The organism is Psychrobacillus sp. OK032, from assembly GCF_900111345.1.
GTDB lineage: Bacteria > Bacillota > Bacilli > Bacillales_A > Planococcaceae > Psychrobacillus.
This window is the reverse complement of the sequence record NZ_FOGY01000015.1, coordinates 1-25,631: the sequence shown is the minus strand read 5'-3', so window position 1 is coordinate 25,631 and position 25,631 is coordinate 1. Positions and strand designations below refer to the sequence as shown.

The 25,631-nt window shown below is 34.0% G+C and carries 26 protein-coding genes and 2 pseudogenes; 6 read left to right on the top strand and 22 right to left on the bottom strand.

All coding sequences use genetic code 11. The annotated features are described in order from the left end of the window. Nucleotides 1-24 precede the first annotated feature (24 nt). Nucleotides 25-351 (bottom strand): nucleoside triphosphate pyrophosphohydrolase family protein, encoded by a 327-nt coding sequence (locus tag BMZ04_RS20535; RefSeq protein WP_093277065.1) that lies wholly within the window; start codon nt 349-351, stop codon nt 25-27. Between the two features lie 262 nt (nt 352-613). Continuing rightward, nucleotides 614-1,036, bottom strand: a complete 423-nt coding sequence (locus BMZ04_RS20530; protein ID WP_093277062.1) for a hypothetical protein — start codon at nt 1,034-1,036, stop codon at nt 614-616. 441 nt (nt 1,037-1,477) lie between these two features. Here BMZ04_RS20530 and BMZ04_RS20525 point away from each other — a divergent pair, with 441 nt between their 5' ends. Next, complete coding sequence (locus BMZ04_RS20525) at nt 1,478-2,188, top strand: DUF421 domain-containing protein (RefSeq protein ID WP_093277058.1); 711 nt, start codon at nt 1,478-1,480, stop codon at nt 2,186-2,188. An 847-nt stretch (nt 2,189-3,035) separates the two neighbouring features. Here the strand turns inward: BMZ04_RS20525 and BMZ04_RS20520 are convergent. The 5 genes from BMZ04_RS20520 to BMZ04_RS20500 all read right to left on the bottom strand — a co-directional run bounded on the left by BMZ04_RS20520 (nt 3,036) and on the right by BMZ04_RS20500 (nt 7,497). Further along, nucleotides 3,036-4,982 (bottom strand): FUSC family protein, encoded by a 1,947-nt coding sequence (locus BMZ04_RS20520; protein ID WP_093277054.1) that lies wholly within the window; start codon nt 4,980-4,982, stop codon nt 3,036-3,038. A 445-nt stretch (nt 4,983-5,427) separates the two neighbouring features. Next, nucleotides 5,428-5,868, bottom strand: coding sequence for a GNAT family N-acetyltransferase (locus BMZ04_RS20515; RefSeq protein WP_093277050.1), 441 nt, complete (start codon nt 5,866-5,868; stop codon nt 5,428-5,430). 163 nt (nt 5,869-6,031) lie between these two features. After that, complete coding sequence (locus BMZ04_RS20510; protein WP_093277047.1) at nt 6,032-6,520, bottom strand: GNAT family N-acetyltransferase; 489 nt, start codon at nt 6,518-6,520, stop codon at nt 6,032-6,034. Between the two features lie 236 nt (nt 6,521-6,756). Next, entirely contained in the window at nt 6,757-7,098 is a 342-nt protein-coding gene (locus BMZ04_RS20505) for a DUF3147 family protein (RefSeq protein WP_093277043.1), read from the bottom strand. Then, nucleotides 7,099-7,497 carry a MarR family winged helix-turn-helix transcriptional regulator gene (locus BMZ04_RS20500; RefSeq protein WP_093277039.1) on the bottom strand — a complete coding sequence of 133 codons (399 nt, stop codon included), beginning with the start codon at nt 7,495-7,497 and terminating at the stop codon, nt 7,099-7,101. It abuts the gene before it with no gap. Between the two features lie 398 nt (nt 7,498-7,895). Here BMZ04_RS20500 and BMZ04_RS22555 point away from each other — a divergent pair, with 398 nt between their 5' ends. Continuing rightward, on the top strand, nt 7,896-10,520 hold the full coding sequence (locus BMZ04_RS22555; RefSeq protein WP_177184528.1) for an Ig-like domain-containing protein: 2,625 nt from the start codon (nt 7,896-7,898) through the stop codon (nt 10,518-10,520). A 203-nt stretch (nt 10,521-10,723) separates the two neighbouring features. Here BMZ04_RS22555 and BMZ04_RS22550 read toward each other — a convergent pair whose 3' ends face one another. The 7 genes from BMZ04_RS22550 to BMZ04_RS22540 all read right to left on the bottom strand — a co-directional run bounded on the left by BMZ04_RS22550 (nt 10,724) and on the right by BMZ04_RS22540 (nt 14,173). Continuing rightward, nucleotides 10,724-10,816: an alpha/beta fold hydrolase gene (locus BMZ04_RS22550; RefSeq protein ID WP_177184527.1), complete on the bottom strand. Its 93-nt coding sequence runs from the start codon at nt 10,814-10,816 to the stop codon at nt 10,724-10,726. A 234-nt stretch (nt 10,817-11,050) separates the two neighbouring features. Further along, nucleotides 11,051-11,293, bottom strand: a complete 243-nt coding sequence (locus tag BMZ04_RS22545) for a hypothetical protein (RefSeq protein ID WP_177184526.1) — start codon at nt 11,291-11,293, stop codon at nt 11,051-11,053. Between the two features lie 23 nt (nt 11,294-11,316). Continuing rightward, nucleotides 11,317-11,700, bottom strand: coding sequence for a DUF1398 family protein (locus tag BMZ04_RS20485; RefSeq protein WP_093277036.1), 384 nt, complete (start codon nt 11,698-11,700; stop codon nt 11,317-11,319). A 641-nt stretch (nt 11,701-12,341) separates the two neighbouring features. After that, a complete protein-coding gene (locus BMZ04_RS20480; RefSeq protein ID WP_093277033.1) occupies nt 12,342-12,785 on the bottom strand; it encodes a hypothetical protein in 444 nt (147 codons plus the stop codon). A 248-nt stretch (nt 12,786-13,033) separates the two neighbouring features. Further along, nucleotides 13,034-13,600: a DUF4256 domain-containing protein gene (locus BMZ04_RS20475; protein WP_093277030.1), complete on the bottom strand. Its 567-nt coding sequence runs from the start codon at nt 13,598-13,600 to the stop codon at nt 13,034-13,036. An 87-nt stretch (nt 13,601-13,687) separates the two neighbouring features. Then, nucleotides 13,688-13,942, bottom strand: coding sequence for a DUF4190 domain-containing protein (locus tag BMZ04_RS20470; protein ID WP_177184525.1), 255 nt, complete (start codon nt 13,940-13,942; stop codon nt 13,688-13,690). A gap of 84 nt (nt 13,943-14,026) precedes the next feature. Next, nucleotides 14,027-14,173, bottom strand: coding sequence for a hypothetical protein (locus BMZ04_RS22540; protein ID WP_177184524.1), 147 nt, complete (start codon nt 14,171-14,173; stop codon nt 14,027-14,029). 345 nt (nt 14,174-14,518) lie between these two features. Here BMZ04_RS22540 and BMZ04_RS20465 point away from each other — a divergent pair, with 345 nt between their 5' ends. Next, nucleotides 14,519-14,725: a hypothetical protein gene (locus BMZ04_RS20465; RefSeq protein ID WP_093277023.1), complete on the top strand. Its 207-nt coding sequence runs from the start codon at nt 14,519-14,521 to the stop codon at nt 14,723-14,725. A gap of 426 nt (nt 14,726-15,151) precedes the next feature. Here BMZ04_RS20465 and BMZ04_RS20460 read toward each other — a convergent pair whose 3' ends face one another. The 3 genes from BMZ04_RS20460 to BMZ04_RS20450 form a co-directional block, all read right to left on the bottom strand. Further along, nucleotides 15,152-15,571 (bottom strand): GNAT family N-acetyltransferase, encoded by a 420-nt coding sequence (locus tag BMZ04_RS20460; RefSeq protein ID WP_093277019.1) that lies wholly within the window; start codon nt 15,569-15,571, stop codon nt 15,152-15,154. Between the two features lie 186 nt (nt 15,572-15,757). Further along, entirely contained in the window at nt 15,758-16,351 is a 594-nt protein-coding gene (locus BMZ04_RS20455) for a DUF2441 domain-containing protein (RefSeq protein WP_093277013.1), read from the bottom strand. A 211-nt stretch (nt 16,352-16,562) separates the two neighbouring features. Further along, nucleotides 16,563-17,567 (bottom strand): quinone oxidoreductase family protein, encoded by a 1,005-nt coding sequence (locus BMZ04_RS20450; protein WP_093277009.1) that lies wholly within the window; start codon nt 17,565-17,567, stop codon nt 16,563-16,565. A gap of 1,033 nt (nt 17,568-18,600) precedes the next feature. Between BMZ04_RS20450 and BMZ04_RS20445 the strand changes: the two genes are divergently transcribed. Next, complete coding sequence (locus BMZ04_RS20445) at nt 18,601-19,278, top strand: hypothetical protein (RefSeq protein ID WP_093277006.1); 678 nt, start codon at nt 18,601-18,603, stop codon at nt 19,276-19,278. Between the two features lie 161 nt (nt 19,279-19,439). Here BMZ04_RS20445 and BMZ04_RS20440 read toward each other — a convergent pair whose 3' ends face one another. Then, nucleotides 19,440-19,631 carry a hypothetical protein gene (locus BMZ04_RS20440; protein WP_093277003.1) on the bottom strand — a complete coding sequence of 64 codons (192 nt, stop codon included), beginning with the start codon at nt 19,629-19,631 and terminating at the stop codon, nt 19,440-19,442. 600 nt (nt 19,632-20,231) lie between these two features. Between BMZ04_RS20440 and BMZ04_RS20435 the strand changes: the two are divergent. Then, nucleotides 20,232-21,455 (top strand): annotated as a pseudogene (locus BMZ04_RS20435) (IS110 family transposase). A gap of 274 nt (nt 21,456-21,729) precedes the next feature. On the opposite strand, the gene BMZ04_RS20430 reads toward BMZ04_RS20435, so the two are convergent. Continuing rightward, on the bottom strand, nt 21,730-22,146 hold the full coding sequence (locus BMZ04_RS20430) for a VOC family protein (protein ID WP_093276999.1): 417 nt from the start codon (nt 22,144-22,146) through the stop codon (nt 21,730-21,732). A gap of 445 nt (nt 22,147-22,591) precedes the next feature. On the opposite strand from BMZ04_RS20430, the gene BMZ04_RS20425 reads away from it, so the two are divergent. Continuing rightward, complete coding sequence (locus BMZ04_RS20425) at nt 22,592-22,885, top strand: transposase (protein ID WP_093276995.1); 294 nt, start codon at nt 22,592-22,594, stop codon at nt 22,883-22,885. Here the strand turns inward: BMZ04_RS20425 and BMZ04_RS20420 are convergent. The 3 genes and pseudogenes from BMZ04_RS20420 to BMZ04_RS20400 all read right to left on the bottom strand — a co-directional run. Continuing rightward, a pseudogene (locus BMZ04_RS20420) lies at nt 22,856-23,116 on the bottom strand (alcohol dehydrogenase catalytic domain-containing protein); the annotation flags it as partial. The gene BMZ04_RS20425 and the pseudogene BMZ04_RS20420 sit on opposite strands and share 30 nt — an antisense overlap. An 858-nt stretch (nt 23,117-23,974) precedes the next feature. After that, the gene (locus BMZ04_RS20405) at nt 23,975-24,277 is read right to left on the bottom strand and encodes a barstar family protein (RefSeq protein ID WP_093277081.1); all 303 of its coding nucleotides are present in this window, start codon (nt 24,275-24,277) and stop codon (nt 23,975-23,977) included. 159 nt (nt 24,278-24,436) lie between these two features. Next, nucleotides 24,437-25,009: a hypothetical protein gene (locus tag BMZ04_RS20400; protein WP_093276989.1), complete on the bottom strand. Its 573-nt coding sequence runs from the start codon at nt 25,007-25,009 to the stop codon at nt 24,437-24,439. Nucleotides 25,010-25,631: the final 622 nt, after the last annotated feature.

Genomic DNA, 25,631 nt, shown 5'->3' with positions numbered 1-25,631 from the left:
CATAGTCTAATCGATAATCTCTTCTCAATCCCCTAATTTTTTTTCAGTTTTGGTTAAGAATTTTTCCAACGCTTCACTGCTATCAATATTCATACGTTCAGCCAAAATAATTAACCACCACATGCATTCACCAATCTTATGTTCAAGTTCAGATGCAGTTTCCCCATTTGTTGGCCAACGACCCTGTTGTGACATTGTTAGACGACCGATCAAACCAGCATCTGTCAGGAAAGCTAATGCATCTTCTTCTACTGTCCATTCTTTTTCATGATACTTTCGTTCTAAACGATGGTAAACTTTTCTTAATTGTATAGAACGTTCAACGACTTCACTAAAATTCGTATTTTTCATTGTGTTTCCTTTCTTTTATAGACATTTATTGTTCATCTGTTTGCGGATTGGTAGAGCTTCTTCTCTCTCCACAAAAACGTACGTTCCCATTCATATTGTAACCTTAATCTAAAAGAAAACACGAAAATAATCTCTTGAAATTCTGTTTCTTTAGTTTAACGTGTAACATTTCACACTGAATCGTCGAAACCCACCTGATGTTATGGACGTTAAATAGACCACCGAATTGATGGTCTTGTTGCTGGCCCATAGGATATTTACTTTAATCATACGTAGCATATTTAGTTAACTTCTCAAATTCTTTGTCTGAGATATGTCGATGAGAATAAGATAAAACAGTATAATTGGTATCCTCTTTGTCACCGGGTATACGAATAGTCATACGTATTAACTTGTATGGAGGGTTATGTGCACCTTCAAATCCGATCACTCTTAATGTGATGTCATATGGATCGTTTCCAGATACCTTTTCTATTCTCCCATATTCGAATAACTGATTATCACCGTGGTTTTGCATTATATCAAGAATTGTTCCATCTAGGCTTCTTAGGAATGCCCTTTCCATTAGACTTGGAAATTGATTTTGGGGTATTACTTCAGTATCTACCTTTGCTTCCGTAGTTTTTTCGCCAAAACTGAGTAAAAGAAAAGTAAGAATGAGTATGGGGAGTATAGTTTTATTCATTAGGCACACCATCTTTTTTAAAGATATGATCCCCTTAATGATGGAGTTTATCCTTGTGAATCAGGAGAATATATTCAGGTGCTTTACTTAAATAGGCATCTTCATCAATCGGACGCTATTATTTAAAATGATTGCGTCTATTTCAATTATAGGAGCAGATTGTTTAGTAAGGCATTGTTAGGGAATGAAATGATGCTCTTAGTTATTCAATTAAAGTATAACAATAACAATTATACAAAAGTAAAATCTGGATTAAGATGTGGTTATAACTATCAATGGGAAATTAAAACATATTTATCTATGTAAGAAATAGAGTATTAATTAAAATGAATTTAAACAGTTTATTGACAATCTAGATTATTAAGAGCCTATCCTTAAAATAAAGGTTAAGAAAGGGAGAAATAGTAAAGTCTATTAGTAAAAGATAAATGAGGTGTTGAAATGCCTGAACATTTCGAGATTATTTTGAGGTCAATCACTTCTTTTGGAATGTTACTAATAGGAACACGAATACTAGGTAAACAAACAATCTCTCAAATGACGATGTTTGATTTTGTTGCAACAATTTCATTAGGAGCCATTGCAGCGAACTTAGCCTTTAATACGTCTTTAAAGGTAGATCATACTATCATAGCATTTGTCATTTATGTCGTTATAATTTTTACGATTGCTCTCATTTCCTTAAAAAGTAGAAAAGGTAGAAAGTTTTTAGCTGGTGACCCGACTATTGTTATTCAAAACGGAAAAATACTAGAGAAAAATATGAATAAGATGCGCTATACGTTAGATTATTTAAATCAACAGTTAAGGGAAAAGGACGTCTTTAATATTGAAGAGGTACTGTTTGCAATTATAGAGACAAATGGGTCATTAACAGTCTTAAAAAAGCCTCAATTCAGAAATGTAACTAGACAAGATTTAATGATACCGATAACTCCTGAATTTAATTTACCAATTGAACTTATTATGGATCGGGAAGTAATAAAGAAAAATTTAGAACAAAATAACTTAACGGAATCATGGTTACATTCGGAATTAAAGAAACGTAACTTAGTTCAACATGATGTATTATATGCAGTCTTGTCAGGTAATGGAAATATGTATGTTGACACATATGAGGATCATATTCATTCACCAATTGATAAAGAATAAATGATATATCTCTTGATTTATTAGGAAAATTAGAATGTTTTCAGTAAAACGCAGTTATAAATAACGTTATGGAACAAATAGAATGATAAATGGATATTAGCTGGATGTTCACACGAAGGATTTTTTATGGTTGAAGAAACTATATGGGACAGCTTCTTACGGGGGCGTTCAACAAACTAATGAAAGTATTCATAATCATTATCTTGATCTTCAGCAATCGGCCGCGTTTGTGGAAGAACATAAGCCTAATTCCTCGCTAAAAATACGGAGGGATTAGGCTTTTTATCTTTCAGAATCCTTACGTTGTAAATCTGCACTTTCCTGACGATACCATTGGAAATGCATTGGCGATAAGTGGTAAAGCGAGCGGGAATCTCTGGTAAAAAACATGACAGAAGCGGTACATTCTTTTGGCCGTAATCAGCCGAAATCAAAGATTGTAGTTCCCTTATGTTATTTTGTGTAGTATGGACTTATTTAGAAAAGTAATTCTTCAGCAAAATTTCCCCGATAGCTAACATTTCATTAATTTTGCACGATAATCGAATTACAACAAAAGAGTCGATTTCCTGTATGAAACCGACCTTTTTTATTTGTTCTTGTTGTATTGAAGCTCTGTTCAGTTACGATAATTCCTTGTTCAACTAAACTGCCTCGTTAGGTTAAGTGAACACTTTCACAATATTATATTGATTTTTACATAAATATCCAATGCCAATGTTTTATAGGGAAACCAATTCTACATAGTCGTTAACGAGTAATCAACCTTTTCCTTTAACAGAGCCATTTGTTAAAAGGCTTAATGATGCCAAAAGAACATATGCATAGAAAAAAGTGTCCCAGGCGTCTAAACCTGCACTCCTTCTTCAACCTTCAATCCACTTGCATGCAGTGAATCCTGCAGACGTTCGACTTCCGTTTGAATTTTATTAAATCCGCTTATCTCAGGAATAGACCTTTTAGAAAATTTTAGTTCCTGTTCTGCTGATTTTGCCATCGTTTCAAATACGAGTAGCATTTGCGAAAGGTCGCTATCAGAGAGTATTGGTCGATCTTTATATTTAGCCGAGGTATCTAGTAAATAACCAAGCTGTTCAATCGAGTGGATCGCAGGAAATAGAAGATCCAGTCGTGCTTTATCTCTAGGAATTTCTCCTAAAGCAGTCGTATAGACAATTTTTAAATTCGTTAGGTTTGTCTGCATTTTGCTTAGTTCTCTTGAATGTTCAGGTTTTATTAGACTAGATTCTTTCGAAAAAAGTGTGAGTAAGAATTGTTGTTGACTTCGAATTGTTTTTGCCATTGTATGGGGAACTAAGCTTGCGGCACTTTTCCTGTTCATGATGAGCGTCCCAATTAGACCGATTGCACACCCGACGAGTACGTCAAATACACGAGCAGAAGCAAAATAGGAGATATCATGTATTTTTGTTGTACTTTCTGCAAGTAATAATGCATTCGGAGTAATAAATAATGCAGCAATCCCGTAATTCAAAACAATTGCAAGTTCCGTCAAAAATGTCAAAAGAAAAATAGCAATTGCAATGACATAGCCATCTGGTTGAAAATAAAGAACAGCTGTAGCGATTAATATGCCTATAATTGTCCCAAGCGAGCGCTGGATTGCTCGGTGGAATGTCCCCATAATAGTTGCACCTGATAAAACAGCGGCACACGATAAAGTTACCCAATACGATCGATCAAAATCAAATGATTGTGCAATAATTGCAGCTACAAAGAGAACAATACCGTACCGTATTGTATTCAAAAACACAATAGAATTTTTATCAAACGCTCCCCCAAGCACGACACGAAGAGATGGCTTGGAAATGCTTATCTCCCGCTGAATATTGGATAATGGTTCGATTAGAAGCATGCTAGCTTCATTTACCATTACATACAAATGGGCAAGCTTATTATCAGGTATCTCAAGTGATGGAATAATTTCCTGCTCATTCTTGTCAATATTACTGGAAATTGATCGAAGGGTCGCTCCTATTTCGTTAGGCAATTTCTCCTCTAGCTTTCCATCATTTTCGAGAACATACAGAAACACATTATTTGCCTCTTCTTTTAATAAAACAAGGCGTTTAAATGTTTCCGAAACTTGCCAAGGAATATATCCAGACAAAAGAAGTTCATCTACTGATTTTAAAGAAGTTCCGATTTTTTCCTTGCAATTATCAAAACCCTCCGTTCCAACCGATTCGATAAAATCAGCAAGTTCAGCATATACTTTCTTCACCGCTACTTTCTCTGGTCCATGCGGGTTGTTAAACCAGCCAATCATACCAATGACCCAAGAAAATGCTCCTCCTAGAAAAACAAGTCCTGCACGTAGTGGAGCTAATGTAGGATCTATAGGCATTCCCGTGCCCATTAAAAAAGCTAAAACAAAAAAGATAGCCGCCGGTCCTGTAATTCGTAAAGCCCCAAACAGAAACGTACCAATTGCTCCAATTAGCGCAACTACAAACGCTGATACAAAAGGATAAGGCGCAACCAACGTGCCTAGCCCCATTACAATCGATAATCCGATTAATGCAAAAAATAATTTTTTAGCTCGAAATGCATATGGTATGTTAAATACATAAAGATACGTTAAGCCACCAAGACCCGCAATAAGCCCGTACTCTAGACTTCCCAACAAAAAACCGATTAGCACTGGTAAACCAGCACAAATACCTGCGCTAAAAGCTTTCAACCATGGAAGAGGGTTCTTGTTTACTGCAAAAGCTTGTTTGATGGTCAATAAAAGTGTGGAAAAGATTGATTCGGAAGGTGTATTTTTCAAGTGGGTTCCCTCTTTATAATTAGTAATTACCTAATTATACCGCTGAAACTGGGGGATAACAAAAATTAGGTTAAGGATCAAAAAAGAAGAAATGAAAAGCCCTCATGAAACGTAAACCGTTGGTAGAAAGAGAGCTAATCTTTGTATTCTAAAACCTTTTGCTTTATTAATTTAGGTTATGAGTCAGACAATTTATAGTTAAACCGCTAAGTCTTATATTTATCCTTACTTTTCTAATGTAACAAAATAAATAAGTAAGAAAATTGTATATAACATTGGTATAAGAATAAAATTAGGAACTTCTAAAAATGTAAGTAAAGCACATAAAACTAAAATATTTAACATTGGTAAATGTGTGATTCCTCGGTTCATACATCGAAATGACCGTCTTGGTTACTAAAACGCCCGTTAGTTAGGAAAAAATAATAATTAAAGTAAAATCGAATTACAATGTTTTCCTAAAGGAATAACACCATTTGTCATATTCTAATTTATCTTCATAAAATCGGTGTGCATCAATTCTTTGTAAACCTGACTCTAAAGCTACGTACTCTGCCCCATTTTCCTTAGCCCAATCATGTATGTATTTTAACATCTTCTCTCCATAACCAAATGAACGATGAGACACATCAGTTACTAAATCGTAAATAAAAATATGACGCTTATTATAAAAGTTGATCCTCCAACCTAATCCAACTAATGAAACTATTTCATCTTTAACGTACATTGCGAATAACCTATATCCATCTTTACTCATATCTTGAAGTAACTCTATGTATGTTTCTTCTGTTAAATCCGTTCGTAATTGTTTCATAATAGGAAAAGCTTCTAACCACTGCTTCTTATTTGTTAACTCAGATATAATTTCAAGTGTTGAATTCGCCATAATTCAATTCCTCCTATTTTATATTCCTCTCAAATTATACCATCAATTACTGCTAAATTTATCCTTTAACTAATCGGCTTCGTTAGTTCTATAAGAAAAAAGGGCTGCCTAAGCAACCCATGATCTTTAACTAAAGCTCTGGTTAGTTGAATAAAAACATTTATTATTCAGAAACTCTATATATCATTGTAATAGATGTTCCTGATTCTTCATAATCTTTAAAACCCATTTTTTTATAAATATGAACTGCATTACTATTATTAGGGTCTACACTTAGGGAAATTGATTTATATCCTTCATACATTGCTTGGTGAATTATTTTCTCCATCAGCAATGTTCCTACCCCATTTCCTCTTGCCTCTTTAGTAACTGCTATTCCTAATTCAGGGGTTTTACTGTCTACAAAGCCATATCCCTTATTAAATTCGTCAAACAATCTATACCAGACGGCTCCCAATGCTTGGTTATTGGTATTTAGTGCTATTAATGCTGTATCGCCGTTTCTTCCCCAATCTACATGATATTTTTTATTATAAGGTGAGTTTATCAAATCCTCTTTATTGGGTTTATTCTCAGGAATATATATAGATTCATAAAGCATATCCGTCAAAAATTCAAACTCACTTTTTTCAAGATTTCTAATAATAACCATTTTTCACACCTCATTATTAATTTTTGAACCGTCTTATTTATTCCTCTGTAAAATAACTATTTTCCTTCTTCAACTGACCTGATGTGTTAGCTAAAGTGTAACATTTCACACTAGATAGCCGAATTCTACTTTTTGTTTTCGACATAAAAATAGACCATCGAAATGATGATCTTGTTTAACTAAAGCACCCGTTTGTTGAAGTGCAATATTTCGTTTCATACGCTATGTTAACATTTCTAAGAGAAGAATATTTCAGTTATATATTTTTGAATGATTAAAAAGATTCCCCAGCCAACAACTCCAAATAAAATCGCTATTGATAAATGAACCGAATGTTTTAATGCCATATAAATTATCACCAGCATTACTATTGTTGCTGGAAGACCTGCTATTACTCCAACAGTAAATTGATTGATAGTTTTTGCAGATTCTCCTTGTACTGTTAGCCAAATTATACTTAGAATACTGATTAAAGGTAAAGCTGCTATGACTCCTCCATATGATGGAAATCTCCTTGCTAATTCAGTTACCATGCCAATAATGGCAGCAGAACTTACAATTTTTATAAACAAATACATTTATTTTGATACCTCACTTAGTAATTGAAAGGCCGTAACAACCTGTATTTTTTCTTTATCTGACAACTTGCCAAGTGCTGCTTGTAATTTTTCTTCATCTAATTCTGTATTCTTTTTTAATATCTTTAAACCGAGTTCTGTTAGATGCAAATAAACCATACGTTGATCTTTTTCGTATCTTTCTTTATAGACCCATCCATTACTTACTAGCTTTTTCACGTGTTCCGACGCAGTATTATGTGATATAGATAAATGCTCTGCAATATCTCTAATCATTACCAATTGCTTTTTATGTACCATTTGTAATATGCGGACACTTTGGTGGGAAATGGCTTCTTGGTGCACAGGATGAAGTTCAAAATAAATATCAGTAAAGTATCCATTAATTTCATCAATCATATAATATACCTCCAATATATATCGTTATAATTGATTATATCGTAATACACGATATAAATACAATCGGAAATTTACCGGCACCATTAAAATTACTACTCTTATAGGAAACTCAATATAAGTTCCTAACAACTTTGGGAAATACACCTGTTTCACATCTCATTCTTAATCCAGTACTTGGATAATTTTCCAAAGCAGTACACTCTATGATATCCGCTCGAATTACCCATAACAAACACTCATCCATTACCCTTGACCACTCTAAAGGAACTTCCTCTTTACTAACTACACAATATAGATTTTCTTTTCTACTTCTAAGTACCCAGTTTTTACCTATATCTATTAACCTCATTTTCTAAGATAATAAATTAAGATATATATAACTTTGGAGGAAGATTTACATGAAACATACTATTTTATCCATTTTTTCTGCATTATTCTTACTGAGTTCACAGTCACCTGTATATGCTTCTGATTTAGCCGGAAATACAGTTATATTCTTAGAGGATCCGCTACTTCAAGAAAAGTTAGAGTCTTATGTTGACTCTTGTGACCGTCAAAATGACAAGAAAACCACCATCGATCGAATATCCAACTGTTTGGAGAAAAATAATGGCTCCTTAACCCTTGGAAATTGGTACGCTGGAGATGTCAGAACTTTAAAAGGGATGGAGAAACTGGCCGGTCTGCCTATTAAACAATTAAACATTCAAAACACTCATGCAAGAGGGCAGAGCATCACAGATCTTACACCACTTTCAAAAATAAAAAGTTTAGAGAGTTTGCAGTTAGATGGTACTTTCTCAAATGATTTCTCTCCTCTAGCTACACTACCGAACTTAAAAGAATTAACGATCAACTCTACCCATAGTCAACCCTTGCTTACGATTTCCTTAGTAAAAAACCTACAAAAACTGCAATTAAGTGGTAATCAGATTACCTCTCTCGCTGGAATTGAAAGGATGTCACAGCTCAAATCATTGGGAATAGATGATGTCACGATTGCTGATTATAGAGAGTTAACTAAGGCACCGCAGTTGACAAAATTATCATTGAAATTTAACGGTAGTTCTCGTTTTTTACAGTCCCTTTCTAATCTAGAGTCATTATCACTCATTAATTATAATGATAAACCTACTGTCATTCAGGGCGATGACTTGAATAAGCTAACAAAGCTTAAGTTTCTTCATTTGAGTAGGACCGAAGTGAATTATGACTTTCTTAACGTAATGCCAAGATTAGAGGAATTGTCGATATCATATTCTTTAAAGGATACTAGTACCTTATTCAATGCGATTAATAAACCTATGGTGCACCTCAGAAATATAGATTTAAGCGATAATTATCAACTTTCTGCCATTGAGGGTGCAGAGAAATTGTCTTATCTGTTTCCGTCAATTGAAAAAATAAACCTTAGAGGAAATGAGATTTCTGATTTATCTCCTCTTGTTCAAACAGATATTCCTTATCAACATTTAAATGATTTGGATATAGATGGAAATAACATTACCGAAATTAATATACTTGGAAAACATGCTAACTTATTCCCTGCTTTGAAAACAATTTATGCGGAATCGAACTATATCCATTCTATAAGTGAGATGACCAAGCTACCAGCATTGCAATCTTTGTTTGCCAAATACAATTTGATTGATAACTCTGATGAAAAAAACCCCAAAAAGTTTATAGGTAATCCTCAATTTCAATTAGGTACACCTAAACCATTGGAAATGTCAATTGGCTCTGTATATGACGGGCCAATTTTATCAAAATATTTAATTCAGGATGAGGATTGGATCGAGCAGATTAACTCAAAAAATTTAACGATAACATTTTCAAACCCAGAAGTCGCTGAATTAACGGAAAAAGGTAATATTTTAGCCAAAAAACAAGGAACAACAACCATTTCCTATTCTATTAAAGGTACAAATGACCCTTACTTTTCCCATTCCTTACTGTTAACTGTAAGGGATAAAAATTATAAACCGCTAAATCCCACGATTTATGGGGAAGTGACTCTTGAAACGAACAAGATCACCGTATCGGCACATGATGAAGACAAAGTGGTCGTATCTAGTAAGGGCAAGGTAATTGCAGAAGTTGTACCTTCTGGAATATTAACATTTACTCTTCCAAGCCTAGAAGGATTAACGGAATTACAAGTTTGGGCACAATCAAAACTGGGGACAAAAAGCAATACGATTACCGTACCAATATATAAAACAGAGAAACCCCAGCTACCAAATATAGATCCTCTCACCGATCAAAATGAATACATTACAGGAATAGCAGATCCTAATACCACTATCCATATTACTTCTGAAAGACAAGACCAATCGTTTAGGGAGCAATCCCAAAAAGTGAACGCTGACGGGACATTTAAGGTCTTTACTGGAAAGCTGCCAGCTGGCTATTCTCTTGTCTTTATTACGAAAAATGAGCAAGGTCGGGAGAGCGATCGTCTCAGTTCAACGGTACGTGACATAACTCCGCCAGCGATGCCGGTATTAGATTCTGTGACAAGTAATTCTAGGCAAATTAGTGGTAAAACAGAAGCCAATGCAAAAGTATCGATCAAAAAAATGTCTAGGTATATTGGGGACACTTTCGCAGATCAAAATGGCTTTTTCAAGTACTCGATTCCTGCTCCAAGTCCAGGAGATATCTTTACTGCTATTGCTGAGGATAAACATGAAAATAAAAGCGAGGAAGCAAGAATTGTTGCTACTATGCCTATAAAGGAAGATATTAAACCACAAAAGCCTGTCTATTGGAAAGGTTTGCAGCTGAAAAAAGGCCAAATTGGACTCGTTACCATAACGAAAAAGATCAATCTTTGGAAACGCGATGGTGATAAGTTGGTATTCGAACGTGTGTTAAACCCTGGAGAAGTATATCGAGTCTATCGGTATGACAGCAAGTATGGCGGACAATATGGAGTAGGGGGGAACCTCTTTATCACTAACATAAAGGGTTATGTGAAATATCAAACACCATCAAAGGCAGTGCTGGCACAAGTAAAATAGAGGTCTTGCTCAGCTCACCTTTTAATCATACATTTTCCACGGTCTTTGATTTAAATTTTTTTTAATGGAAATAAGTTACTAAATATAAAGCCTGTATCCTAGATTACCATGTAATAATAGATACAGGCTCTTTTTTAAATTTTTCCTTCTTCTCTTAGTTATACAATATTTTACGAGCTTGATATTCCTTGTCAGTTCATTATTTAAAATTCTTCCATTCGATCCAACCATTCGTTTACTAACGTATTAAAAAGTTGTGGTTGTTCGATTTGTAAATTATGACCCGCTTTATCCACTACAGCAAATGTACCGCGAGGATACTTTTTTTAAGATTAAGTGCATCTTGATAACCAACTGTAGTGTCTTGTCTTCCTATTAGAAATACACTTGGTTTAATAAAATCAAATTGGTCAATCTCAAAGGAATAACCATTCTTATCCTTAATCCTATTCAACCACTTAAAATTTCTTCGTTGTATCTTAACCAAGTATTCTCATCTAATACAACATTGTCGCCTCTGAAAATTCTAATTATTCCTTTGATAATTTTTCAACGAATTTTTCATCATTTTTTAATACTTTATGTTTTTCAACCGTTCTATTTTCTCTAATAGGAATAATGACTGGACATTTAAATGCTGCACCCAGTACTCGTTCAACTTGGTTTTGAATAACGCACCTCGCTATATATCCACCGTAAGATTCTCCAACAATAATGTATTCTTGGTCAGGTACCTTTACTATCTTGCTTTTACTAATGAGTAACTTCAACACTCTACTGTTTAATATATTTTATTTTAAACTTTAAGCTGTTCTTCAATTTTTTCTTCTCCGGTTCCAATATAAGTAACCTTTTTCTTAGGTATGTCTACACGATAGGTTACAATTCCAGCCCCAGCAATTTCTTTTAAAAAAGCTACAAAGGGCAGAGAAATATTAGATATTGCATCAAGAACCTTATTTCTATTAAATTCTTCGGAAGTAACCAAGTTTACTTGGGAATCTGTTTTAAACTGCGAATGAACTCCTTTATATGTGGCTTGACCCGTAGCAACTTCTATTTCGTATTCATTTATGCCTCTTTGTGACAATTCTTCTAAGAATTGTGGGAAGCTTATCTCACCGTTACTTCTACTGCGAATAATCGCTTGAAACTCACTTTCTGTTATTTTGTCATTCATACATATTCCTCCAATTAGAATTGATTCTTAAATATCCTTCACCACAATTATAACCTCATAGGTTTATCTTATTCTTGTAGAAATGGGACATACTCATTATTCAACTAACCTACTGAGTTAGTTGAATAAGCCTTCTCTTATATTACACATTATGTTCGTACTGTATCTTGAATTACCCCCTTATCATTATCGGACGTATACTAATTAAAACAACGATTGGGGATGAAAAAAATGGATCTCATATTATGGATGGCTGTTTTATCCGGTGCCTTTATCGCAATATTCGCCGATAATAGCAAATGCAAAAAGAAAAAATGTTAAACTTTTTTCATATCTACCCGATTTCTTGGTAGATATAGGAACTGAACCAACTGTTTATAGATTTCTTTTTTTTAGACGCATATCTTGTTTCCCCCTAATTCCGCTTATTAGGGGCCTTTTTTGTCGGATAGTTTGTTCAGCTGTGTGTTAATAATCTTTTGTTTCATTTTTGTCCTCAACTTGAATTTTTACATTTTCCTATTCGCATCACAAAACTTACAAACCATTTGGTACCATTCTACGTTGTTTAACATACTCCTTCCTCCAATAAACTGCCCGGTTATTGAAAAAGCGACTCTTCTATTGAAGAATCGCACGATTTATTTATTAGAATTCTTAATGATATGTATTGTTAGAAATACACTTACTAAAATAATGAATAACAGCAAAATCAGTTCCGTGTTACGTAAATCAAATCCGTCAAATCCGTACCACATTAGGAGATACCCTAAACTGCCTATCGAATTTAAGGCGAATAAAATTCCCCAAGCAGATGCTTTGAATCGTTTATAAAATCCTTCACCAGCGAAATACTTCGTATACAAAAAACAGGCTATACAAAGACCAACTACTAGCAGTACTGTCAGTACTGTCTGAATAAAAGATGCTGTTGATGTTGTAATAGTAATAGGATCTTCACCAGCCGTATCAACATAAACAACGTTAACAAAATAAATAATATTTAGGGCTAATACCAAGAGGAAAACATAAAAATATAGAATCCATTCACCAATAAAAATAAGAGGAAATATAATTTTTCCCACCATTTTCACCTACCATATAGTTTTAATCTACATAAACTATAAAGTTTGACGAATAAAATTGGTAAAAGTTTCTTATGCAATAATATCTTTCTTTAACTAATCTGCCCACTTAGATCTAAATGATGTTTTGGACGTAAATAGAGACCATCGAAATGGTCTTGAACTAACGACTCTATAGTTGCAGAATAAAATTAATGCCTCCCCAGGTGTTCCGTTTTCTAATCCAAATTTTGCTGTCTATACAAAATTTAAACCCTTAGCGAACCACGGAATCCCCTTGCGGCATAGTAGGAATCTGCTCCATTGTGATACACAAAGACAGTGTCGTAGCGCCAATCACAAAAGATGGCCCCGCCGAGTTTTCTAATATTCTCAGGTGTTAGCACCCAGCTAGACGTTTTCTTATCGAAATTTTCAAGTTCCTGCAAATCTCGGTATTGTTCTTCCGTTAAAAGTTCAATGCCCATGGCAGTTGCCATATCAATAGCGTTATTTTCTGGTTTATGTTTTTTCCTTGACTCCAGTGCTTCTCGGTCGTAACAAACACTTCTACGTCCTTTAGGACTTTCCGCTGAACAATCATAAAAAATGTATTCGTCCGTCTTTTTATCATGGCCAACAACATCCGGTTCACCGCCGGTTTCTTCCATTTCATTAAGCGACCACAGTTTTTCAGTATTCGCTTCGAGCTTAGCTTGTACTCTAGCCCATTCAAGACTTTCATGGCGGTTCATGTTTTTCTCAAAACGTTCCTTCAAAGTTCTTAGTAGTTCTTCACGTTGTTCTAGTGACAATTCCTTATTGCTCTTTGTCATATTAGTTTCCCCCTTATTGTTTTTACTCATAATGGTTTAAGTGCTAAACTGCTGCATTTGTTCAAAAAGAAACTACAAATTATTCGACTAAAGCACTTTAAAAAATAGACTAAAAACACCTAAACAATTGCAAATTATACCTGCTATCGCAAATTTACTTCCGTTTTGTTTAAGCTGTTTAGTTTCTCTTAATCCAATCATACCAAGAAGTAGACCCAGTACACTAAGAATTAGCCCACCCTCTAGAAGAATTATCCCTAAAATTGATACAATGCCTATTATTAACGAACCCATTGCTTTACCATTAGTAACTTTTATCTCTTGAGTTTCTTGAGCGTCCAATATAAACATTCCTTTACTAAATTATCTATCTGTATTTCAATACCTCTATTTATTTCTTAAGTAATCTGTTATTAGGTGAAAAAATTATTGAAACATACCAAACACCCAAACAATTAGATAAAGTGGAACTGCAACAATTATCATGCCTGCAAGAAAATAACTAACAGACCTTATAATAAATAGTAAAATATCATATATAGATCCTGCTAAGTCATCAATAAACCTAAACACTAATACACCTCTCTCTATAAATAGTTTGTTGACATTATATTAACATTATTCCCCATTTTTAACTAAACTGCTACACAGGTTAAAGGTGGATTGTAGAATTACTTGATGTTTTGGAAGTAATATAGACCATTGAAATGATGGTTCTTATTTTTCTTAAGCACCCGGTAGTTAAAATAACATTGGATTTAAGTGAAAAGACATAATCCATCCTTTATACGAGATAAGAATAACTACTCCCTCTAATAATTACTTTCAGTCCAAATTTATTTAGTAAAATTATTTGGTTTAAGAATAAAAAACCAAATAACTGTCAATAAATAGTGTATATTGGAGGGAAAGACAATTATGATAATAAAAAGTGATGAAAAAGTAATTTATTGCTATAACTGTCGCACAATGACTTTATTTACTCGTAGGGATATGAACAATAATAGTGGTGTAGAAAGCCATTGTAGTGAATGTTCATACGTTTGGTTTGAATGGCAAAATCGAGCAGTAGAGCGAGAAAAAGAAAAGTGGATTGAATATAACGAATTAACATTCTATTTGTAAATAACATGAAATACGCTTAGAGAATTTCTCTGAGCATTTTTTTTCAATCATAAACTAAATCACCCATTTGATGAACCAGAAATAGCGTTCTTTTATATAACTTCTACCACAAAAGTGTAGGATACTTCACCATTCTCTTCATGAACCTCTACTCTCAAACATCCTGCTGTGATAGCTCATTAATAAATCCATGATTAGCCGTTCTATTTTGTCCCAAAAATCATTTTCTATCTCATCTAAAAAAAATTTATAAATTCTTTCTATCTAAACAATAACCAAACTCATCACACCAATAGATCATGACAGATCGACTCGGCATTGAGGTAAACCGTTGTTTATAGGAAAGCATCATTTCACAAACACAAAATTCAAAAAAACATCCTCTTGTTCAATTAAAGCAACGGTAAGTTGAGTAACTGAAAAATCTTATGTTGATTTAAAGTAAACTATCTCTGGGTCTCCATCATCTAAATTTTCAACAAATCCACTTTGTATAAATCCATTTGCTTTAAATACTTCTTGCATTCTTATATTTGATTTATTGGTTGAAGAGAATATTTTCTTAGTTGGTGATATGCTTATAAAATACTCCATAAGGGACGTTGCATATCCTTTTCGCCTTTCAGTCGGTTTGATTATTATCAAGGATATAAAGCTACAACCAAAGAAATGAGTATCATAAATTAAAAATCCTACCAATGTGGACTCTTTTTTAATAGCTATACATCTATCTTCCTCAATAGCTTTTTTTATGTATTTTCGTCTGCTATCACTACCTATTACCTCTATATCAATTTTTACTATTTCCTCTAAATCGTTTAATTGAGATTTAACCAAATGCTCCATACTAAAGTTCCCCATATCGAAATATAAATTTTATTAATCATTCCTACTTAAACTAAACTCCACGTTAGTTTAAGTGTAACATTTCACAAAGGATCGCAGAAATGATGATCTTGTTTAACTAAAGCACTCACATTCCATCTGTATCTCGGTCAAAAGAGAACAATCTTTTACAACAAATTTAATTTTCTAAGCAGTGAAATCATCAATAACTTCAACCACTTCAATTTTCCCGTCAATTAACAGTTCAGGAAGTTCGTTTTTTACGTTTCCCTGCCAATATTCTCTAGCTTGTTCAATTTTTTGAGAGAAAGGAACCCCATCTTCCTTTGGTAATAGGTTTCCATCCCCTTCAAAAGAATTTCCAATAACTCGAAGTTTAACAATCTGCAAAACCTTGCGATTATATGAATCAAATAATTCTTTCCATTTCAAAACGTCTTCATAGTTTTTTGTAGCGTATAGACAAGACATTCTTGAAGGGTATTCTGGATATTCTTGTAGCCTGACCATTTCTACTATCACTTCTCTGATAGCTCTTATTGTTTGGTCTGCATACTTAATAACTACATCGGCATTTTCTTTATTCAAGTAAAATTCTTCATTTGAATAATGTTCTTGTAAAATTTGAAAAAAGTCTTCTCCTTTTGAATTTAATTGTTCTCTTTCAAAAAAGAACCTATATAAAGTATTTCTTTGGTTCTTGTCAAAGCTAATTATTTGACCTAGACTCATTTTTTCCATAGTAACAATGTGATAAACATACAGCTCGTTCTCTTTCATAGTCTATCTCCTATCTACCTTCATATAAATTAATTAATACCTTTAGAACCTTATTCAACGAAACTGACAGATTAATTTAAGTGTAACATTTTACTAGGTAATACCGTAATCTACTGATGTTTGGGAAGAAAAAAAAACCATCAAAATGATGGTCTTGTTAAGCTAATGCACCCGATAGGTTAAGTATGTTATTTAATAATTAAAAAACTTACTATCCTATTTGAAGGGTTATCTTCCCAAAATTATTTCCGTTTTCCATATAACTCTGTGCTTCTATTGCTTCTTTAAGAGGATAACATTTATCCACATATGGAGTAATTTTATGCTCTTCAAAGAATTGTAGCATTTCTTTAAAATCTTCTGGACTTCCCATTGTAGATCCTTTTATATCCAATTGTTTAAAGAATATACGTGGAAGAACTAGCTCTTTAATCGGTCCGCTCGTTGCACCGAAATTAACGATGCGTCCAGCTGGTTTGGCTAAATTAATGATATGATTGAAGTTTTCTCCACCAACTCCATCAATGATAAGATCAGCACCATCCATTAGCTTTTTCATTTCTTTTACCCAATTTTGCGTACGATAGTTTATCCCTCCTTTTGCACCTAGCTCCTTCGCTTTATCAAGTTTCTCATCGCTACTTGATGTAACAAATACATTTGCCCCATGTGCTACTGCAATCTGTAAGGCAAACAGAGCAACACCACTTCCAATTCCAGGGATAAGAACATTTTCCCCCTTTTTAAGGTTGCCCCTAAACATAAGGGAACGGAAAGCCGTTACACCCGCTAATGGTAAAGCTGCTGCTTCTTCCCAAGAAAGATATTCTGGTTTTATAGAAACATTCTCATCTGGCACTACTACGTATTCAGCATATGTACCATCGGATGGCATTCCTAATATATAGTGATTGGATCCATGACAAGCCCTATTTTCCCCCCAATTAAAAGCAGGGTTAATAACAACAGCATTTCCCACAGTAATATCAGACACCTGGTCTCCAACAGCAACTACCTCGCCTGCTCCATCTGCCCCCAAAATAGATGGAAGTTTCATTCCAGGATACATTCCGTAAGTAATAAATAGGTCTCTTCGGTTTAGAGATGCATATTTAAGTCTTACTAAAACTTCATTTGCTTTTGGAGTAGGAACCTCAACATCCTCATATCTTAATTTATTAGGTCCACCTAACTCTCTTAAAACAATGGCTTTCATCTATTTTCCCCCTTAAAAGTATGGTCTGAGCGAGCGTTCACTCAGTTTCAATGAATGAATTTTCTTAATTTACGTTGCATTATAACATTTACACTTTTACAAGTGATTAATAACTCATGGCTGAATATACAAAAAAAAAGAACATTCTACCGACTTGTTATTCTGGTACTCTGCCCCTTAAGAATCCACCTTCTACTTCTATTTTCCCCCCTTATCTCATTGAGTTTATTTCTTTTTATATTTAGTCGACCCCTTAATAGAATTATACCACTTTTCAGTTATTTATAAATGGTGTTGATAGAATAATAAGTTACTGTCTTTCTTTAACCATTCTGCTGCGTTTAGATTACGTGTAAAATTTCACATTGTATCAACAGAACTCTTCTTGATGTTATGAACGTAAACAAGACCATCAAAATGATGGTCTTGTTTAACTAAAGGACCGGACCTGTCAGTTTAAGTACCAGCCTTCACAATATCTTGTCTGCTCAGTATGTTTTAGGCTGAACTATCTTATAAATTCAATTTCCTACTTGACCCTTCCTGTAGTAAAGCACCCGTTAGCCATCCATGTAGCGCAAAATCAGCGGTACACCACAGAGAATGAAAATGTGAAAAACGGGTATAGGATACTACGGCTGGGAGAGGAAGGTCGATGAACTATGGTGCCATAGAGCCCATCCGTTAGTCTGACTCCAACGACCACGGTGCATCACAGACTGTCGCACTCTATACGAGTAGCACTCATGGGAGATTAATCCTACTCTGGTTATTGCACCAGCCTGCTTTTTATTTTAAGAAGAATGGGGTTGGTTCTTGATCTACCTTTGAACTCAATTTAAACATTCTGAAGGCTCAGCCTTTTTTAAAAAAAGCTTTTTCTAGTTCTCTTTTGTTATGCAATTTTATAGATTTTAAGCATTTTTTAATTTTCATGGGAGTTGAAGAAGAATTAAATTTCTTTCAAATGTCCAAGCACTGTTGCTATGAGTGCATAACTTAATAATAAATATTTCTTCAGGAGTGACCTTTAATGAGTATTGAAAAAGATAAACCCAGATATGAACTAATAAGTGTCCCTTTGCCTCAACCACCAGGAGTTCCAAATCTTCCACCCAAACTATTTTTTTATGTGGATAATCGATTTTCAGCAAGTCAAAAAATTAGAATTCGAAATATTATTAATGTTACCACTGCTTTTTGGGAACAACATTATCTGCAAAAAACTGCTTCTGGTATATCCCAACTTGCCGCCTGTATAGACAAATACGCAAAAAGAGAATTAACCCCTATATGGTTTAAAGGTATCCCCTTTACAAGTGGTGCTGATGCTCTGAACTATGCAATGGACGTTTTGACTTTCCGTTTCCGAGAAAATGGTTTCCGTAAGGTGAAAAGTATAATTAAATATTATGCCCCTGCTAAAAGAGACAAGTCTACAGCCTTCGCCTTCTCCAAGACCAGTGAAGAAATAAAAAATACTTCTCTATCAGTTAAGATAAACAAAATGGTTTTAGGTAATCCAAACACAGCAAATTTATCACATGTTGGCTCATTACTTCACGCATGGCTTCATCGTAGTGGTTATTTACATCCAAATAATGTATATAAATCCTTTTTAATTGGGGAAGCAGCTATGTGTATCATGAGAGGATTTCAAGATAAAAACCCAGGAACGCCAGATTCAACTTTTACTCAATTTTTCGATTAGAATCACTGATGATTAAAAAATATATAGTAATACTTACTCTTTTAATGTTCAGTTTGTGTCAAATCGGGCATTAAAATCTCCCATTCCCATCTTCAACTAAATGCACCATTAGTTCAATGAAAGCTCCTTACAGGAAGCCACTTGTTTAACTAAATCACGCGTTACTTTAATAAACCATTTAACACTTTCACCGATTTCTTCGAAAGAATATAACTTATTTCATCATCATTTTCCCTTACTAATTTACCTTGTTTTTCGTCTAATAAAAGGAAGAAGCCTCCTTCAGAATTGGTTAATTCTACTTGATAATTAGGTTCAATATTCAACCCTTCATTTATTTCTGAGTTGTTCATAGCTTGTATAAAGTTTTTAATATCTACTGAATCTGTAAGTGAAATTCTTTAATTTAAATTTAACTCTGTTTTACTTTCCAGCTAATTAATATCGATTCTATCTAAGTTTTTTATTGTAAAGCTTTCTGAAGAACATCCTCCAACAAAGACAACAATTAAAACAAATATTGATAACATTAATTTCTTCACTAAATTACTGCCCCTTTTTTATAACATACTTATTCAACTAAACTGAGTCGTTAGTTTAAGTGTACCATTTCACAATGATTTTTGAGATCTACTTGATGTTTCGGATAAAAAAATAAACCATCGAGATGATGGTCTTGTCTAACTAAAGCACCCGTTAGCCATCCATGTAGCGCAAAACCAGCGCTACACCACAGAGGATGAAAATTGTACAGAACGGGTATAGGATACTACGGCTAGGAGAAGAAGGTCGATGAACTATGGTGCCATAGAGCCCTTCCGTTAGTCTGACTCCAACGACCACGGTGCATCACAGACTGTCGCTCCCTTACGGGAAGCACTCATGGGAGATTAATCCTACTCTGGTTATTGCACCAGCCTCCAATACTATTTGCCGTAGAAATGATGATTACAATGGGAGTAATCATTGAACGCGCATGTGGAATGGACGTCCATAAAGATTCCATTACCGCATGTATTATGACACCAAAAGGAAAGGTGATTCAAACGTTTTCCACTAAAACTGTATTTCTATTACAGTTAATTGACTGGATTAAGGAGCATGGTTGTACTCACGTAGCAATGGAAAGTACAGGTGTATTTTGGAAGCCTATTGTTAACTTACTAGAAGCGGAGAGTATTGAGTTTTTAGTAGTCAATGCTCAACATATGAAAGCAGTACCAGGTCGCAAGACCGATGTGAAGGATGCCGAATGGATTGCCAAACTTCTTCGTCACGGTCTACTCAAAGCAAGTTTCATCCCAGACAGAAATCAGCGAGAACTACGAGAGTTAGTTCGATATCGCCGAAGTATTATTGAAGAGCGTGCTAGACAACATAATCGGATTCAAAAGGTTTTAGAAGGAGCGAATATCAAACTAGGCTCCGTTGTCTCCGACATCATGGGAGTTTCAGCGCTTGATATGCTTCGTGCCATCGCCGATGGCGAAGACGATCCAGAAAAATTAGCAGGTTTAGCTCGACGATCAATGAAGAAAAAAAAGACTGAACTTGAACTCGCCCTTCGTGGGTATATCAAATAAACATCGACGGTTAATAATAAAAACCATTCTAACTCATATTGATTTTTTATCTGAGCAGGTTGAGCTGCTAAACCAAGAGGTGGCTACTAGATTATCCTCCCATCAAGAAGATATTGAACGGTTGGATTTATCCCTGGCATTGCCACTCGTATGGCGGAACAGATTATAGCTGAAGTCGGAACTGATGTGGAGAAACAATTTCCCTGTGCGGCTCACTTATGTTCCTGGGCAGGATTAACACCTGGACATAATGAGAGTGCCGGTAAGCGAAAATCAACCAACATGAAAAAAGGAAATAAATATTTGAAATCTGCTTTAATAGAAGCCGCTCATTCTGTCAAAGGTTCCAAAACATATCTAGGAGCATTGTATAGACGTACTGCATCTCGAAAAGGTAAAAAGCATGCAGGAGTAGCTGTCGCTCATGCCATTTTAAGAATCTCCTATTATCTCTTAACCCGCAAAGAGATAATAGGAGATTTAGGTGAAGATAACTTTGACAAGCAAAAAGAACAATCGATTGTACGATATTCTATTCGAAGACTTGAAAACTTAGGTTACAACGTTACAATTACTGAACCAAATGCCTCCTAATCCAACAATTAATTCCATCCATATTTTGGCGCTGCAATTTTTTAAAAACAAATGAGCCGCGTCTGCTTTCGTATTGACTTTTTCTCTAAATCGAAGATTTTAATTTTCATGGCAGTTGAAGAAGAAAAGTAAAGCTTATTCAATTCAAGCCCCCTTTACTTTAAGTCCATTACTTCACATATTTCTAATTGGTAAAGATAAAAAAAGGTGATACCTTTTAAGGCATCACCCCTTAGAATATTAAACCTGAATAAACTAACTCTAAACCTTAAAGTTATTCTTGATTAATTGCACTTTCATCAATATAAGCAACTTCCCATAAATGACCGTCTAAATCCTGAAACCCCCATACATACATAAATCCATGATCTTGAGGCTCACTAAAAGATGTACCACCAGACGACAGTGCCTTATTTACTATCTCATCCACTTGAACCCGACTTTCAGCTGAAAAGCTGAGAATTGCTTCGGCAGAAGTAGTAGTATCCACAATTTCCTTCTTACTAAATCCTTTGAATCGTTCTTCAATCATTATCATAGCCAAGATATTGTCGCTGATGATCATACAAGATGTGGTCTCATCGGAGAATTGTGGGTTGAACTCAAAACCTATCTCCTTGAAAAAATTGGTGGACTTGTTCACGTCTTTTACTGATAAATTGATAAAGATATTTTTGGATGTGAATGCCATTTTTTATTACCTCCTGTGGAAATTACTGACGAGAATGCTATGCCAATTAAGTTTTTCATTAAATGTAAATCTCATTTACTAATGGTTAGTTTTTGCACACAGAACATTAGTTCTTAATAATATCACATATTAATGTGTATGGAAGCACCACATTAAAATATCTTGCCCTTTATTTAATTAATAACCACATTTTTCTTATAACATTTTTTCTTTATTTTATTATGCGTATATCTTATTGCCTGAAAAAGCTCCTCCAAAATCTGGCCCGATAGTTGAACACAAGTTAAACAACACTCTTCAACTAACCCGCCCCTTTAGTTTAAGTGTATCATTTCACAATGGATCACCCAAATTTACGTGATGTTTTGAACGTAAAAATAGACCATCGAAAAAATGAACTGCCCCGTAAATGTTAGACACCAACTAACATTTACGGGGTGTTTTTATGTCTAAATATACAGTAGAAGTTAAATTACAAGCGGTGGAACGCTATTTAACTGGAAACGAAAGCTATCAAACCATCGCAGAAAGTATTGGTGCAGCTAAATCTCAAGTCGCTACTTGGGTGAAATTATTTGAGGCACAGGGTAAAAAGGGTTTTAAGAAAAGCTATACAAGTTACTCTTCTGGGTTTAAACTAGACGTACTTAATTTTATGAGCGAAACAGGTGCTTCTTTTCTAAAAACGGCAAGCAGATTTAATATTTCTTCGTTTACCAATAAGAAAAGAAGAAACTAAAGAACCGACATCTTCTACAATTCCAACTCCTTCATAACCAGGAATATTTGGTAATGAAATCCGATGAGAATATGCCCCTCTAATCGGTAATAAGTCAGAAGGATTGATAGGACGTGCTAACATTCGAACAAGGACTTCATTATCTTTTGGTGGTTCAATGCTTTTATCTTCAACTTTTAAAACGTCTTTAGGACTACCGAATCCATAGAATTTAATACATTTTGCATCCAACACCATTAGTCTCCTTAATATAAATCAGATTTATTTAATTATATCATCTTCAACTAACCTACTTCGTTAGTTCAATAAGATAAAAGGCTATACTCCTTCTTGAAGTAAGTACAAAACTATTCCTTTGATTGTTTTAATCTCCAAGCAAATGAAATGATGAAAGCTGAAATTCCACCCAAAACAAGGGCATAAAACAGTAAAAAGAAAATAAATGCCCCATAATCTTCGAGTTCAAAAAAGGGATTATTAGATATATAAGGCTCGGAAATAATACCGATTAAGAAAATTGGAGTAAATAGAATAAAAAATCTTTTCCAAAGTATTTTTTGTAATTATCGTCTGTGTTCTGAAACAACTACCAGCATCTCCTTTCAGAGTATTTATGTGAAAATTATGCAATAATCTGGCCCGATTGTTGAACACAAGTTAAACAACACTCTTCAACTAACCTGCTTCGTTAGCTCAATAAGAAAAAGCTACCCTTACAGGCAACCACTTGTTTAACTAAAGCACCCGTTAGTTGAAGAAGAAATTCTTTACTCCTTTTACCCTAGTTATCACATTATAACTATAAAAAAACAGCAATTATTGAAAAAATTATTGCAAGGATTGTTAACGCAATCTGTATATTTGAACTTTTTTTTACTTTACTTCTAAGAATTTCTTCACTTGGTTCTGTGTTAACGACTTTACGTAGTCTATTATTTTTTAATAAAACTATGGTATACAGCAATAATGCTACAATATATAACGACATTTTTATCCAGTTCAAAATTTTCCCCCACTTACACTTAAACTAACCTGCTGCTTTAGTTCAATAAGAAAAAAACTTTACTCCTTCTTGAAGCAAAGCACCCGTTAGTTGAATAAGAAATCACATTTTGGTAGATAAACCTCTTCGTTGTAATCACTTAGGCATTCTTTCATTCTTTTTGCATCAAATGGTAAGTTTCTTTCTAAGAATGTCCATCCAACGAATTGGATTTGCATTGGTAGTTCAACAAGTCCTGTAATTGCATCCCAAAAAGCATCCCAATTTTCACCATAATAACTGGGGAAACCAAGCATTTTTTTTAATAGTAAATGTAATTCTGTTGAAGATTTAATATTTGTTACATCAATCTTCACAGTGGGCTTTCGTTCGTTTATCAAATGGAACACCTCAATCAATTTATAGTGTGCTGTATTTTATCATTATTTCTTAAAATTTTTCTGTTCCTTGTTCAACTAAACTGCGGCTTTAGTTCAATAAGAAAAAAGGCTTTACCCCTTCTTGAAGTAAAGCACCCGTTAGTTTAAGTGAAAAATTTCACAAACACCTTACTCCCTGCGTTCCATTGATTTAGAGTAACCAAAACAATCTCTAAATAACTTCCTTCCAATATATTTATGAAAATTATTGTATCTATATCGGTAATACTCGTTCCAATAGCTAATCATTCTATTATAGCTTTTGCAAAACGGCACAATATTTTCAAGACAAAATCTCTTTATCCGTACTGTATCCTGCTCTTTTAAAATATCATAAGTCATTTCTAATATTTCTACGACATATTCATCACATATTTTTACGATATAAGGAATAGCCCAGTCTTCATAATCCATCTGAAGCAACGAATAAATATGCATTTGGCGAACAAACCCGTCACAACTTCTTGAATAAATACAATGCAAAATCATTTTTTGTCGTGGACTTAAATTGTCTATAACTTCATCTGAACTATCAATGTAGTAGATTCGATATGGAAATCTAATCACGGCATTATCTTGAAAATATTGAATAGTATCCTCGGACACATCAATAGTGACATTATTATAAGTTTTTTGTGGAATCATTCCAACCGCTGTAGTCACATCATCTCTCAAATAAATTGGAAATCCATCTTGAAACATTCAATCACATCCTTGCTTCGCTTAATGTTAGAACAACTAAAATGCTGCGTTAGTTTAAGTTTAACATTCCACAATGGATTGCCGAAAGCTACTTATTATTTTGGACATAAAAAAAGACTATCAATATATGATGGTCTTTTTTAACTAAAGCACCCGTTAGTTGAATGCAGTTTTTATGGTAAATATTCCTATGTTAATTTATTTTGTGTGTCCCAAATCTTAACTTAGATCCACCCATTATGTTCGAACTGTGTATTGTTAATCGTCTTCTAAGCACAAAAACAACCTTCTTTATAAACTTCCCATCTTACACACTCTTTCTGAACATCAAATCTTTCATTCTTTTTTTCAGCAAGCCATAATTCAGACTTTAAATTGTTATCTATTTGAAATAAATTTCTTTCCAAATTTCTAATCCATATTGAAAATTTCTTAAAAACAACCTTTTTTTCTAAACTACTTTTCTTTAAGAACAATTTAATTTTAAACGAGAGAATGTAGACTTAATACTACTAAATTAATCGAATTTATCTACAATTACCAAATTGTACAATCACCTTTCGCTTTAAAATCATAGTTTATAAATGTAAGGATAAGCTTTACAAAACAAAAAGGAGGTATT